This window comes from Streptomyces sp. CY-1 (genome assembly GCF_047218265.1).
Classification (GTDB): Bacteria; Actinomycetota; Actinomycetes; order Streptomycetales; family Streptomycetaceae; genus Streptomyces; species Streptomyces niphimycinicus.
In genome coordinates this window covers 11,113,185-11,127,314 of record NZ_CP178393.1, presented here as the reverse complement: position 1 = coordinate 11,127,314, position 14,130 = coordinate 11,113,185, and the positions used below count along the sequence as shown (strand labels likewise).

The following is a 14,130-nucleotide window of genomic DNA, read 5'->3' as shown; positions in this document are numbered from 1 at the left end:
TTGCGAGGCAGCAGGGCGCTGTCGCCCCTGGACGGACCGCTCCTCAAGCCGAACGGCGGCCACCGTCCCCACATGGACCGCCTTGCTTATAGAGCGCGCGCACATGCCGTTTCCGGTGGCCCTTCCCTAGCGTGTGCGCCGAGCGGAGCAGTGTGGTGAAAACTTTCGACAAGGGGGTCGGAACATGCGGTGCCGACGAAACCGGGCAGGCCGATGGCGGCTGTTACTCGCCCTCCTGATGGCGGTGGTGGCCGGGCTGCCGGCCGCCGGCGGCACCGCGTCCGCCGCCGAGCCGCCCTCCTATCTCACCCAAGAGGCGAGCTACGGCGCCGATGTGGTGACAGGCGGATGGGAGCGCGTGGAGCGTTATCTCGACACCACCGCCGGATTCCGCACCGAGGACTACCCACCGGATGGCCGCGGCGACCAGGACGGACGGCGCCTGACGTACTTCGGCGGCGTCTCCCGCCCGTACTCCGGCCGCTTCCTGCTCTACTCGGCACCCGGCTGGGACACCGGCGCCCACGCCACGCCCGTGCTCCTCGTACACGGCGCCAATGACACCGCGGACCGCGCCTGGGCCAACCCGGGTGAGGCGGGCGGCTACGGCTGCGGCGCCGTCTCCTGCCCGTCCACCGGACTGATGCAGTACCTGTCCGCGCGCGGCCACCGGGTCTTCGCCGTCGGCTTCGCGCACAAGCAGGGCGACAACCTGATGCAGGCGCAGGTCGTCGGCGACGCGATCGCCGTCATCAAGGCGAAGCTGGGCGTCGGCAAGGTCGACCTGGTCGGCTGGAGCAAGGGGGAGATGGCGGCCCGCGCCTATGTGTCGTCCGTGAAGCCGAGCTGGGGACGGACCTACGCCGGCGACGTGCGCAAACTCATCACCCTCGGCGGGCCGAACGGCGGCTACGACTACCCGTACGCCCACGGCTGGGCGCACGACTTCTCCATCTGGCCCGAGTGCGGCGGCAAGGTCAACGCCCCCTCGCCGCACTCGCACATGACGTGCTACGGGATGTACACCGCGCACCCCGAGTTCTCGATGATCCCCTCCGGCGGGTACGACGACTACCCCGGCCAGCGCCAGATGCTGGCCCGCTGGGACGGCGTCTACGGAGTCGACGGCGCCGCGCAGGACTGGTACACCACGTACTACGGCGGCCAGGGCCTGTACACGGCGGGCAGCGGCATCCAGGCCGCCATCGACGCCGGCTCACTGGTCAAGCCGCTGCACAACGCCGGAGTACCCGCCGCCGTCACCACCTACCTGCTGGCCGGCGGGTCCCCGAATGTCCTCGGCATCTTCAATGAGAACCGCGCCCCCAGCGACGGTGTCGTCTTCATCGCCAGCGCACTCGACACCACCGGCATCCCCACGGTCGGGGGCACGGCCACCATCGCCGGCGCCAACCACCTCGAACTGGGCTGGAACACCTCCGTCGCCGCCCAGGTCGCCGCCTGGCTCGCCTAGCGGGCTCCCGTGAAGGACCGCACATGACCACGAGTACGAACGGCGTCCGCACCCGACGCGTGCCCACCGAGCGACTCTCCGTCCAGCTCGCCGAGGTCCGGGACGAGGGGGAACCGGTCGTCTTCGTCCACGGCAACGTCTCCTCCGCCGCTTTCTGGCACACCACCCTGCCCCTGCTGCCGGACCGCTACCGCCCCATCGCACCGGACCTACGCGGCTTCGGCGGCACCGACCCACTGCCCATCGACGCCACGCGCGGCCTGCGGGACCACGTCGACGACCTCGCGGCGCTGCTGGCGGCCCTCGGGATCGACCGGGCGCATCTGGTGGGCTGGTCCATGGGCGGGGGCGTGGGTCTGCAGTATCTCTGCGACCACCCGGCCGCGGTGCGCTCCCTGACCCTGGTCAACCCGGTCTCCCCGTACGGCTTCGGCGGCACGCACGGGGTGGACGGCGCCCTCAACTCCCCGGACGGGGCCGGCTCGGGCGGCGGCACGGCCAACCCGGAGCTGGTCGCGCGACTCGCCAAGGGCGACCGCGGGGAAGGTTCCCCGCTCTCACCCCGCGCCGTCCTGGCGAACTATTACCTCAAGCCGCCATGGCGTTCCGGGCACGAGGACGCGTACGTCGAGGCCATGCTCACCACCCGGACCGGCGACGACCACTACCCGGGCGACAGCGTGGCCTCCCCCGCCTGGCCGGGCGTCGCACCCGGCACCCGGGGGGTCCTCAACTGCTTGTCCCCGCTCCACCTCCGCCTCGACGAGGTGCGTCTGATCGACCCCAAGCCGCCGATCCTGTGGATCCGCGGCGAGGACGACGTCATCGTCTCGGACACCTCGTTGTTCGACCTGGCGCACCTGGGCGCGATCGGCGCGGTGCCGGGCTGGGACGGGACACCCGCCCAGCCGATGGTGGCGCAGACCCGCCACGTGCTGGACCGTTACGCGGCCGGGGGCGGTACGGTACGGGAGGTGGTCGTGTCCGACGCCGGGCACGCGGTGCATCTGGAGCGCCCCGAGGAGTTCGGCGCGGCGCTGCTGGAGGTCCTGTCGACGTGACGGTGTGCGTCACCGCCCTGGGCGCCGTCCGCGGCAGTATGTCCCCGGACGGTGTGGCGTCCTTCCTGGGCGTTCCCTACGCCGCCCCGCCGTTCGGCCCCCGCCGCTTCCGCGCACCGGCCCCGCCCGAGCCATGGACCGGAGTGCGCGATGCCACGGCCTACGGTCCCACCGCGCCGCACGCGCCCTACGCACCGCCCTTCGATGCCCTTGTGCCGGACGACGTCATCCCAGGTGAGGACTGCCTGAACCTCAATATCTGGACCCCCGCGCCGGAGCCCGGCTCGGGTCTGCCGGTGATGGTGTGGCTGCACGGAGGGGCCTTCTCCAACGGCGCGGGTTCGGCGTCGGCATACGACGGCAGCGCCTTCGCCCGCGACGGGGTCGTGTGCGTCACCCTCAACTACCGCCTGGGCGCGGACGGCTTCCTGCGTCTGCCCGGCGTCCCCGACAACCGCGGCCTGCTGGACCAGGTGGCGGCCCTGAGCTGGATCCGCGCCCACATCGCCGCCTTCGGGGGCGATCCCGATCAGGTGACCGTCTTCGGCGAATCGGCGGGGGCGATGAGCATCGGCGTCCTGCTGTCCAGCGGCAGGGCACGCGGCCTGTTCCGCCGGGCGATCCTGCAGAGCGGCGCGTGCCACCACTTCCTGCGCCCCGCCTCGGCGGCCCGGATCGCCTCCCGCCTTGCCGCGAAGCTCGGCATCGAACCGGCCCCGGACGCCTTCGCCTCGGTCCCCCTCACCGACCTCCTCCCCGCGCAAGCGGAACTCCGCGCCGAGATGGGCGCTCGCCCCGACCCGGCGCTGTGGGGCGAGGCCGTGCTCAACATCATGCCGTTCGAACCGGTGGCGGCCGATCTCCCCCTGCCCGGCCCCGACTGCGGCGTCGACCTCCTGATCGGCAGCAACAGCGAGGAATACCGCTTCTTCCTGGTCCCCACGGAGCGCCTGGAAACCGTCTCCGAAGCGGCGCTGCGTGCCGGAACAGCCGCCTACGGCCTGGACCCGGACCAGGCGCTCCCCCTCTACCGAGCCGAACGCCCCGGTGCCACCCCGGGCGAACTCCTGGCCGCGGTGGCGACGGACTGGTTCTACCGGATCCCCGCCATCCGCCTGGCCGAGTCCGTCCCGGGCTCGTACCTGTACGAGTTCGCCTGGCGCTCCCCGCGATTCCGCGCCGCCCTCGGCGCATGCCACACGCTGGAGCTGGCCTTCGTCTTCGACCGTCTCCAGGACCCGTCCTACAGTCCGATCCTCGGCGACCGCCCGCCCCAGGGCCTCGCGGACGCGATGCACGGAGCGTGGGTCTCCTTCGCGAAGACCGGCGACCCCGGCTGGCCCGCGTACGACACCACCACCCGGGCCACAAGAGTCTTCGCCGCGGACCGCGCCCTGCGGGACGACCCGCGAAAAGAGGAGCGCCGGCTCTGGCAAGGCGTGCGCTAGAGGGACCGTCTTCACGGATCACCGGCACCGGCCCTGTGCGGCGGGTTTGTCGTAGACGGCCTGGTCATGGACGGGGACCGGGCTGGTCTCCTGCTGCCCTTCTCGCCACGACGTCACCTTTTGAGCATTGCCTATACCAGTCAGACCACAGTATGGTCTGTGGCGTAACTGGTCTGCGAAAGAGTTGACCGAGAGGGAGTTCCTCCTGTGCGGGTGTCGCCGTTCGTCTTCCCGGACCCAGAGGCCCTGGGACGCAAGCTGGCCGTGGAGATCGCCGTGGAAATCGAGGATGCCGCGCGAGCGGGGCGGCCGTATGTGCTCGGGTGTCCGGGCGGACGCAGTGCCGCCAGCACCTACCGGGCGCTGGCGGACGAGGTGGCCGCGCGGAAGCTGGACCTGGGACACGTCGTCATCGTGATGATGGACGAGTACGTGGAGGCCACGCCGCTGGGTTCGCACGGCTGGGAGTACCGCGCGATCGACTCCGGACTGCCGCACAGCTGCCTTCGCTTCGGGCGGGAGGAGATCGTCGGGCCGATGAACGCCGCGGCGGGCCCGGGACGGGGGATCGCGCCGGAGCGGCTGTGGGGGCCGGATCCGGCCGATCCCGAAGCCTATGACCAGCGGATCGCGGAGCTCGGCGGGATCGATCTGTTCCTGCTGGCCTCCGGGGCGGGCGATGGGCACATCGCCTTCAACCCGGTGGGCAGCCCGGCGGACTCGCGGACCAGGGTGGTCCGGCTGGGCGAACAGACCAGGACCGACAACCTGGCGACCTTCCCGACGTTCGGCGGGTTGGACGACGTTCCCGGCCACGGGGTCACGGTCGGCATCGGCACCATCCGTACGCAGTCCAAGCGGGTGGTGATGGTGGCCCACGGCAGCGACAAGGGCAAGGCGGCGGCACGGCTCGCCCAGGCGGAAGGGTACGAGCCCGACTGGCCGGCCACCGTCTTCGCCGACTGCGCACACCCGCGGCTCTATCTCGACCAGGCGGCAGTGGCCGCCTCAGCGGCACTCACCTCGCTCTGAAGCCGCAGCTCACACCGGAATCCCAAGCTGAATCACCAAGAGATCCTGGAGGATCGATGGCTCGCGTCAAGATTGCCTACCTCGGTGGTGGCTCCTCGCGTGGAGCGGGGACCATGGCCTCCTTCATGCACCACGGCAAGGAGTTCGACGGCTCGGAGTTCGTGCTGATCGACCTCGACCAGGACCGACTCGACGTGGTCCGGACGATCACCGAGAAGATGGCCCGCAACGCGGGCCTCGACATCACCATCAGCACCGCGACCGACCAGCGCGAGGGCCTGCGCGACGTCGACGCCGTGCTCAGCAGCTACCGTCCCGGCGGCTTCGAGGCCCGGGCGCTTGACGAGCGGATCCCGCTCAAGTACGGCGTCATCGGTCAGGAGACCCAGGGGCCCGGCGGCACGATGATGGCGTTGCGTTCGATCAACATCATCAAGGAGGTCTGCGCCAACCTCGCCGACGTCGCGCCCCGCGCCCGGATCTTCAACTACACCAACCCGGTCAACATCGTCTCCCAGGCGGTCTCCGACTACACCGACATCCCGATCGTCTCCTTCTGCGAGGGTCCGATCGTCTTCCCGCCGGTCGTCGCCAAGGCCGCCGGGCTCGACCCGGACAAGCTCAAGGCCAACCTCGTCGGCGTCAACCACAACTGCTGGTCGAACGAGGCGACCTACGACGGGCAGGACGCCTTCCCGATCCTGCGCGAGCGCTACGAGGCGCTGAAGGACAAGCCCACCGAGGACCGCAACGGCATGCGTGCGCTGCACCTGGCGGTGGCGATGGAGTCCATTCCCTCGGACTACTTCAACTACTACTACTTCAAGGACGAGATCCTGCGCGAGCGGCAGTTGGCCGCCAAGACCCGCTCCGAGGTCATCCTGGACTCGCTGCCCGACTACTGGGAGCACTACCGGGAGCAGGCCGCCTCCGACGCCCCGCAGCTCGAGAAGGACCGTTCGCGCGGCGGGATCCACGAGCTGGAGCTGGCCATCGAGGCGATCAGCGCGTTCTACAACGACGCCCCGGCGCGTCTCCCCTTCAACATCACCAACACCGGTGGCTGGCTGCCCGGATTCGAGGAGTCGACCGTCGTCGAGCTGTGGGGCACGGTGGACGGCGGGGGCTTCCACCCCGAGCAGCAGAAGCCGCTGCCGCACTCGGTGCGTGGCATCGTCCAGCAGCTGGCCGAGTACCAGATCCTCACCGCCAAGGCGGCCTGGGAGGGGACGGCCGCGGACGCCGTCCGTGCCCTGACGGCCAATCCGCTCGTGCCCTCGCTGCCGGTGGCCGAGGCGCTGTACGCCGAGCTGGCCACGGCGCAGCGGGCCTGGCTGCCGGAGCGTCTGCTGCCGTGACACGGGAGCAGACGGCACACCCCGCGTCCGCGCTCTACCTGGGCGTGGACGCGGGCAACAGCAAGACCGCGGCCCTGGTGTCCACCGCCTCCGGTGAGGTGGTGGGCGCCGGGCGTTCGGGGTGTGGGGACATCTACGGGGCGCCGACCTCCGAGGTCGCGGTGTCCGAGGTGCTGGCGGCGGTACGGGCGGCCCTGGCCCAGGCCGGAGCGGAGTTCCGGGCCGTCCGGAGCGTGGCCTTCCGGCTCGCCGGGGTCGACTGGCCCGAGGACCAGGGCTACTGGGACACGGCCCTGACGCGACATTGTCCCGGCGTCCTGACCAGGCGCAGCATCCTCAACGACGGCTATGCCGCCATCCGGTGCGGCGATGCCCGCGGCGTCGGCATCTCGGTGACCGGCGGGACGTCAGGGGCGATCGCCGCCCGCGGGCCAGGCGGCGAGCTGTGGGACATGGGCTGGTGGGGCCAGTACGGCATGGGCGCCACGGGGCTGGCGAACGAGGCGTTCCGGGCGGTGTTCCTGGCCGAGTTGGGACTCGGCCGGCCGACCGCCCTGACCGAAGCCCTGCTCGCACACTACGGCAAGCCCACCGTGGCGGCCCTCAACCACTGGCTGACCCGCCGTGAGGCGCGTGCCTCGGGCCGCGAGCGGACCAGTTGTGCGCGCGTGGTCGCGGCGGTCGCCGCGGCGGGTGATCCGGCGGCCGTGGAGATCGTCCGGGCCCAAGGACGCCATCTGGCCCAGTACGCCGGGGTGGCCGCGCGGCGCACCGGGCTGGCGCGGGCGGGAGGGCCGGTGAGTGTCGTGCTGTCGGGCTCGGTCCTGATGGCGGAGGGCTCTCCGGTCGCCGAAGCGCTGTTCGCGGAACTGCCCGAGCACGTCCCCGCAGCGGTACTGCACCGCGGCTCCCTGCCACCGGTGGCCGGGGCGCTGCTGGACGCGCTCGCCGAGGGCGGGGTGGCGTTGGCGGACCCGGTGGTGGCCGACGCCGTGCTGGAGAAGGTGACGGGGAGCCTGCCGCCCCGGGAGTTCCTGGCCACTTGAGGCGCGCCGCCCCGGCGTCCGCCGCCCCGGCGTCCGCCGCCGGGGCGGCGTCAGGGGCGCACCGGGCGGAACAGGTCGGCCTGGAAACGGTAGGCATCGCTGCGGTAGACCATCCGGCCGGTCAGCACCAGCGAGCCGTCGTCGGCATAGGTCAGCTCCTCGCCGATCAACACCGGGTCGCCCGGCTCGATGCCGAGCAGTTCGGCGGTGGCCTGATCGGCCGCCGCCGCGTGGACCGTGTAGGAGCTGCGGGCGATACGCAGCCCGCAGTCCTGCTCCAAAGTCTCGTACAGGGAACGGTCGGTGAGGTCGATCTCGGCGAGCCGGGGTGCGAGCGCCAGGACCACCACGCTGGAGTCCACGCACACCGGCACTCCGTCCATGCTGCGCAGCCGACGCAGTTCGAGGACCCGGGAGGCGGGGGCGACGGACAGTTGCTCGGCCTCTTCGAAGGTGGCCGGGCGGGCGCGGCGGCGCAGCACCTCGGACTGCGGGCGCAACCCGCGGGCACGCGCCATCTCGGAGAAGCTCTGCAGGGTGCTCGGCGGTTCGCCGACGACGTTGCGGCGGACGAACCAGCCGCGCTGCGAGGAGCGTTCCAGCTTGTTCTCCTCGGCGAGCCGGCCCAGCGCCAGGCGCAGGGTGGAGCGGCTGACTCCGAGGTCCGCGGCGAGATCCCGCTCCCCCGGCAACCGGCTTCCCGCTGCATAGACCCCGCGGCGCAACGCCTCGCTGAGTCGGCGGTAGGTCTGCGCAACGGCGGCCCCCGCCTTGGTGTCCTCCACGCTCGTCATGCCCATTACGTTACCAAGACTGGTCTGCCGAGTGGAGTAAACAAACCAGCTTCCTACATCTGGACTAAGTGGTCTGCTGCGCCTAGGCTCGCGAGCATCCGGACTTTCGGGACACCCCATCGAGGACAGGAGACACCGTGGTCTCGCACCGCAGAACTCGACGGATCGCCGGAGCGCTGACGCCTTTGGCGGCGGCCGGCCTGCTCGCCGGCTGCATGCCGGGCACCAACGGCAACAGTGCGGACAACTCCGCGAAACCAGGCGCGGTCGCCACCGATCCAGCCGCGATGGGCAAGGTCACGTTGCACATACTGGACTACTTCACCGGCGATCCCGACAACGCCTGGATGAAGGACGTCGTCAAGGCATTCGAGAAGAAGTACCCCAACATCACCATCGAGCGGAACTCGCTGCCCTGGGACCAGGTGATGGCCGCCCTGCCGCTCAAGCTGAAGTCCGCCAACCCCCCGGACATCGTCCCGGCCAACAACGGCTGGCAGTCGCTGGGAACCCTCGTGCGCGGCGGACTGGTGCTCAATCTGGACAACTACGCCAAGGCCTACGGATGGGAGCGGTCCTTCCCGCGGTCCATCCTGAGTGAGCACGAGTTCAGCCCCGACGGCAAGCAGATGGGCACCGGCTCGATGTTCGGCGCCCCGGTCGCCCGTGCCTCGCTGATCGAGGTCTACTACAACCGGGCCCTGCTCAAGAAGATCGGCGCCAAGGTCCCGCGCAGCTACGCCGAATTCCAGGCCGCTCTCGCCAAGGCCAAGGCGGACGGCATCGCCCCCATCACGGTGGGCACCTCGGACCAGGTCGGCATCACCATGCCGCTCTTCTCGCTGATGGACGCCTTGGGCGCGCAGAGCAAGATCTCCGACTTCGTCTACTCGCAGGGCAAGGTGAAGATCTCCCAGACCGGCTTCCCGCAGGCGGTGTCCGCCTTCAAGCAGTGGGCCGACAAGGGCTACCTGGTCAAGGACTACGCCGGGACCGCCGCGGACGACGCCGCCCAGTCCTTCGTCAACGGCAAGGGCCTGTTCCACTTCAACTACTCGGGCTCGCTCCCGTTCAAGCCGGGGCAGTCCAAGGGGTTCGGTTCGTTCGTCCTGCCCCGTACGGACGGCGGCAAGCCGGTGGCCACGGCCTCCTCCGCGACAAACTTCTCCATCGCCTCGAAGTCCAAGCACGCCGACGCCGCCGCTGCCTTCCTCGACTTCGCCGCCAGTGAGCAGGCGGCCAAGCTCGCCGTCCGGCACGAGACGATGCCGCTGCTGCACCCGGATGTGAAGGCCCCCGCGGGGAATCCGCTGTTCAGCGACGATGTGGCCATCGCCGGGCAGATCTCTACGGAGGGCACATCCGTGCCCTATCTGGACTGGACCACGCCGACGATGCTGGACACCATCAACCGCGCCATGCAGAACACGCTGGCCGGGAAGTCCACGCCGAAAGCGGTGGTCGACGCCGCCGACAAGGACGCCACCGCATTCGTGAAGAGCCTGGCGAGGTAGGGCATGGCCACACTCAACGAAAGCCGCGCCTCCGAGGCCGCCGCCGTGGCCGCGCCCGCCACCGCGTCCGCGGGCGGCGAGGCCGTCCATACCCCGCGGCGCACGAACCGCGCCCGGTCGTCGTCGGGCCGGCGCCGCCGCTGGCTGGGGCTGGTGTACCTGGCCCCCGCACTGCTGATCTACGCATGCGTGGTGCTGCTGCCGGCCGGGCAGGGGGTGAATCTGTCCTTCTACCACTGGGACGGAATCACGACGGCCACCTGGGCGGGAGTGGAGAACTACACCGACTTCTTCACCGATCCGACGCTGCGCCAGGCGGTCGGCCACACCCTGTTCTTCATCGTCTTCTTCTCCTTCCTTCCGGTCGTCCTGGGGATGACGAGTGCGGCACTGACCGCGCGCAAGGACACCCGCGGTGCCGGGGTCTACCGCTGGATCATCTTCCTTCCCCAGGTGCTCACCCCGGCCGTCGTCGCGGTGGTGTGGAAGCAGATCTACGCCCCGGACGGGCCCCTCAACAGCGTCCTCAGCGCCTTCGGCCTGGGCGGGCTGACCCGTGGCTGGCTGGGCGACTTCACCTGGGCACTGCCCGCCCTCGGCCTGGCCGGAACCTGGGGGGCGTTCGGGCTGTGCATGGTGCTGTTCGCCGCCGGAGCGCAGAACATCCCGAACGAGCTCTACGACGCCGCGCGCATGGACGGGGCGGGCCCGCTGCGCGAGTTCTTCACGGTGACCCTGCCGGGCCTGCGCGGACAGCTCGCCGTGGCGCTGACGCTCACCCTGCTCGGCGCGATCAGGGTCTTCGACATCGTCTGGCTCACCACCAAGGGTGGCCCGGGAACATCCACCATCACCCCCAGCGTGGTGCTCTACAAGCGGGCCTTCAGCAATCCGGACGTCGGCGCGGCCTGCGCCATCGGCGTGGTACTTGCAGTGGTCGCGCTGATCGTGTCGCTGGCCGTGGTCAAGCTCTCCGAAGGTGACGACTGATGATCTCCACGCGGGAAAAGGTTTTCAACTACGCCTTTCTGACCCTGCTCGCCGCCGCGGTGCTCTTCCCGGTGATCTGGACCCTGGGCGTCGCGGTGAGCCCCGAGATCACCGGGTCGCTGGACCTCGGTCATATGCGGTGGTCCAACTTCACCGATGCCTGGCAGCAGGCCGGCCTCACGCAATACCTGAAGTCCAGCCTGATCATCACCGGTACGGCGGTGGCCATCTCGACCGCGCTGGCGATCCTCAGCGGCTACGCCTTCGGAGTGCTGGGCGTGGTGGGGGAAAAGCTGCTCTTTCCGCTGATGCTCTTCGGGATCATGATCCCCCTGGAAGCGATCGTCGTCCCGATGTACTACGACTTCCAGTCGCAGGGACTGACCGACACCTACCAGGGCATCATCCTCGCCCATGTGGGCACGGGAGTGAGCTTCGGCGCGTTCTGGATGCGCGCGGCCTTCCGCACGGTGCCTTCCAGCATCGGCGAGTCGGCTCAGGTGGACGGCGCCGGCACCTGGACCGCGCTGTGGCGGATCTACCTGCCGATCTCCCGGCCCGCGATCGTCACCTTCGTCCTGCTCAACTTCATGTGGACCTGGAACGACTACTTCCTCTCCCTGATCCTGGTCTCCGATCCGGCTCACCAGCCGATGACGCTGGGCCTGGGCGCCTTCTCCGGCCGCTATCTGGTGCACGTCAACCTGCTCGCGGCGGCGGCGGTGCTGATCTCCGTCCCGGTCGTGGGCCTGTATGTGTTCTGTCAGCGGCAGTTCATCCGCGGCATGCTCTCCGGCGCGGTCAAGGGCTGAGACATCGGCTCGTTATCAAACACATGAAACACAGAGGAATTCACCTCTTTACCGCGAATGGTTACTTGATGAATGGCTTTCAACGAGGAGGTGCCCTGGTGGCACAGGCGGAGCGGGCCCGCGAATCGGTCGTCGAAACGGCCCTCGCCAGGCTCGATCTGAACGCGAAGGCCCGGCTCCTGGCCGGACAGGACAGGTGGTCCCTGCCCGCGCTCCCCCAGATCGGTCTGAAGTCCCTGGTCATGTCCGACGGCCCGATCGGAGTGCGCGGTGTGCGCTGGACCGCCGACGACCCGTCGATCGCCCTGCCGTCCCCGACCGCGCTCGCCGCGACCTGGGACCAGGACCTGGCCCACCGCGCAGGCACCCTGCTCGCCCAGGAGGCCCGCCGCAAGGGCGTGCACGTCCTGCTCGCCCCCACCGTCAACCTGCACCGCTCCCCGCTCGGCGGCCGTCACTTCGAGGCATACAGCGAGGACCCGTACCTGACCGGCGTCATCGGCGCCGGCTATGTGAACGGCGTCCAGTCCGGCGGCGTGGGCACCACGGTCAAGCACTTCGTCGCCAACGACGCCGAGACCGAACGCTTCACCGTGGACAACCTGATCTCCGAGCGTGCCCTGCGCGAGCTGTACCTGGCTCCCTTCGAGTTCATCGTCGGGAACGCCCGCCCGTGGGGCATCATGACCGCCTACAACGCGGTCAACGGCACGACGATGACCGAACACCGCCGCCTGGTGAACGAGATCCTGCGCGCTGAATGGGGCTTCGACGGCTTCAATGTCTCCGACTGGACGGCCGCCCGGTCGACGAAGGGCGCCATCGAGGGCGGCCTCGACGTGGCCATGCCCGGCCCGACCACGGTCTACGGCGACGCCCTCGCCCAGGCGGTGCGGGACGGCCGGGTCGAGGAGACCACGGTCGACGACGCCGTACGCAATGTGCTGCGGCTGGCCGCCCGCGTCGGCATCCTGGAGGGCGCCAAACCCGTCGTCACCGACCTGCCGGACCTCATCGACGGCGAGGACCTGGCCCGCGAGATCGCCCACCGCTCCTTCGTCCTGCTCCGCAACGAGCGCGAAGCCCTGCCGCTGAAGCCCGGAACGGTGGCGCTGATCGGCGCCGCCGCCCACGACGCCCGCATCCTCGGCGGCGGCTCCGCCACCGTCTTCCCCTCCCGGATCGTCTCCCCGCTCGACGGCCTCACCGCCGCTCTCCCCGAGGGCGCCCTCAGCTACGCCGTCGGCGCCGACCCCGGTACCGAACTCGCCATAGCCCGCCGGGACTTCGAGCTCAGCGCCGTGTGCCGGGACATCGAAGGCACCGTCATCGGCACCTGCCGCATCCCCGACGGGCAGATCCACTGGTCCGGTGTGGACCTCCCCGAGGGCGTCACCATCCAGCGCCTCCACACCATCGAGATCACCGGCAGCTTCACCCCGCGCGAGACCGGTCCGCACACCTTCGGTATCAAGGGGGTCGGCGCGTTCCGGCTCGGCGTCGACGGCACCACGTACTACAACGACGTCCAGCGCCTCGACAACGACGACCCCTTCTCGGGGATCTTCGATGCCCCCGTGCCGCGCGCCGAGGCCGAACTCACCGCCGGGGAAGCCGTCGAAGTGTCCCTCATCCACGACGTCGCGGTGTCCGAGGACGACGCTCTCATGAGGGACATCACCTTCGCCCTCGCCCACCAGGGGCCGCGGCGCGACCCCGATGAGCTGATCGCCGAGGCCGTCGAGGCCGCCCGCGCCGCCGACACCGCCGTGGTCGTCGTCGCCACCACCGAGCGGGTCGAGTCGGAGGGCTTCGACCGCACCGATCTGCGTCTCCCCGGACGCCAGGACGATCTCGTCCGCGCCGTCGCCGCCGCCAATCCCCGCACCGTCGTGATCGTCAACTCCGGCTCCCCGGTGGAGCTTCCGTGGCGGGAGGAGGTCGCCGCCGTGCTGCTGAGCTGGTTCCCCGGCCAGGAGGCCGGCGCGGCCCTCGCCGACGTACTCACCGGCGCCCGGGAACCCGGCGGCCGGCTCCCCACCACCTGGGGCTCCCTCGACGATGCCCCGGTGACCCAAGTGGCCCCGGAGGCCGGCGAACTTCCCTACTCCGAGGGCGTGTTCATCGGATACCGAGCCTGGGAGAAAGAGGGCCGCACCCCGGCCTACGCCTTCGGACACGGGCTCGGCTACACCCACTGGACCTACGAGTCCGTCGAGTCCAACGGCACGACGGCGACCGTCCGCCTCCGCAACTCCGGTGAGCGCGCGGGCCGCGAGGTCGTCCAGGTCTACCTCTCCCCCGGCGAGCCGGATGCCGAGCGGCCCGCTCGCTGGCTGGCCGGCTTCGCCGGTGTCGAGGCCGAGCCCGGCGAGAGCGCCGAGGTCACCATCGGCCTCCCGCGGCGCGCCTTCGAAACATGGGACGAGAAGACCGGCACGTGGTCTCTGGTGAACGGTTCGTACGAGATCGAGGTGGGCCGCTCGATCACGGACCGTCGTCTGACGACGACGATCAACGTCTGACCCGGAACACCCCCACATACGTGCCCCGGCCCGGGACCTGACCCCTGGGCCGGGGCACCTGCCCAGGACGGCGGGG

11 protein-coding genes are annotated in these 14,130 nt (G+C 70.3%); 10 read left to right on the top strand and 1 reads right to left on the bottom strand.

Features of this window, described 5'->3' with window-relative positions:
- Positions 1-184: 184 nt before the first annotated feature.
- The 6 genes from ACK1X7_RS46710 (at position 185) to ACK1X7_RS46685 (ending at position 7,419) form a co-directional block, all read left to right on the top strand.
- Positions 185-1,474, top strand: a complete 1,290-nt coding sequence (locus ACK1X7_RS46710; protein WP_078646779.1) for an esterase/lipase family protein — start codon at positions 185-187, stop codon at positions 1,472-1,474.
- A gap of 23 nt (positions 1,475-1,497) precedes the next feature.
- Positions 1,498-2,535, top strand: a complete 1,038-nt coding sequence (locus ACK1X7_RS46705; protein ID WP_390792371.1) for an alpha/beta fold hydrolase — start codon at positions 1,498-1,500, stop codon at positions 2,533-2,535.
- On the top strand, positions 2,532-3,983 hold the full coding sequence (locus ACK1X7_RS46700) for a carboxylesterase/lipase family protein (RefSeq protein WP_385157970.1): 1,452 nt from the start codon (positions 2,532-2,534) through the stop codon (positions 3,981-3,983). Before ACK1X7_RS46705 ends, ACK1X7_RS46700 begins: the two co-directional genes overlap by 4 nt.
- Before the next feature lie 207 nt (positions 3,984-4,190).
- Positions 4,191-5,015: a 6-phosphogluconolactonase gene (locus tag ACK1X7_RS46695; RefSeq protein ID WP_390792369.1), complete on the top strand. Its 825-nt coding sequence runs from the start codon at positions 4,191-4,193 to the stop codon at positions 5,013-5,015.
- Positions 5,016-5,071: 56 nt separating this feature from the next.
- Positions 5,072-6,373 (top strand): glycoside hydrolase, encoded by a 1,302-nt coding sequence (locus ACK1X7_RS46690; RefSeq protein ID WP_078646775.1) that lies wholly within the window; start codon positions 5,072-5,074, stop codon positions 6,371-6,373.
- Entirely contained in the window at positions 6,370-7,419 is a 1,050-nt protein-coding gene (locus ACK1X7_RS46685) for a BadF/BadG/BcrA/BcrD ATPase family protein (protein ID WP_390792368.1), read from the top strand. The genes ACK1X7_RS46690 and ACK1X7_RS46685 overlap by 4 nt, the downstream gene beginning before the upstream one ends.
- A 50-nt stretch (positions 7,420-7,469) precedes the next feature.
- Here ACK1X7_RS46685 and ACK1X7_RS46680 read toward each other — a convergent pair whose 3' ends face one another.
- The gene (locus ACK1X7_RS46680; RefSeq protein WP_078647925.1) at positions 7,470-8,213 is read right to left on the bottom strand and encodes a GntR family transcriptional regulator; all 744 of its coding nucleotides are present in this window, start codon (positions 8,211-8,213) and stop codon (positions 7,470-7,472) included.
- Between the two features lie 137 nt (positions 8,214-8,350).
- On the opposite strand from ACK1X7_RS46680, the gene ACK1X7_RS46675 reads away from it, so the two are divergent.
- The 4 genes from ACK1X7_RS46675 to ACK1X7_RS46660 all read left to right on the top strand — a co-directional run bounded on the left by ACK1X7_RS46675 (position 8,351) and on the right by ACK1X7_RS46660 (position 14,054).
- Positions 8,351-9,727 carry an ABC transporter substrate-binding protein gene (locus ACK1X7_RS46675; protein WP_385154116.1) on the top strand — a complete coding sequence of 459 codons (1,377 nt, stop codon included), beginning with the start codon at positions 8,351-8,353 and terminating at the stop codon, positions 9,725-9,727.
- Positions 9,728-9,730: 3 nt separating this feature from the next.
- Positions 9,731-10,717, top strand: a complete 987-nt coding sequence (locus ACK1X7_RS46670; RefSeq protein ID WP_385154113.1) for a carbohydrate ABC transporter permease — start codon at positions 9,731-9,733, stop codon at positions 10,715-10,717.
- Positions 10,717-11,529 (top strand): carbohydrate ABC transporter permease, encoded by an 813-nt coding sequence (locus ACK1X7_RS46665; RefSeq protein ID WP_390792367.1) that lies wholly within the window; start codon positions 10,717-10,719, stop codon positions 11,527-11,529. The genes ACK1X7_RS46670 and ACK1X7_RS46665 overlap by 1 nt, the downstream gene beginning before the upstream one ends.
- Positions 11,530-11,627: 98 nt before the next feature.
- Complete coding sequence (locus ACK1X7_RS46660; RefSeq protein WP_390792366.1) at positions 11,628-14,054, top strand: beta-glucosidase H; 2,427 nt, start codon at positions 11,628-11,630, stop codon at positions 14,052-14,054.
- Positions 14,055-14,130: the final 76 nt, after the last annotated feature.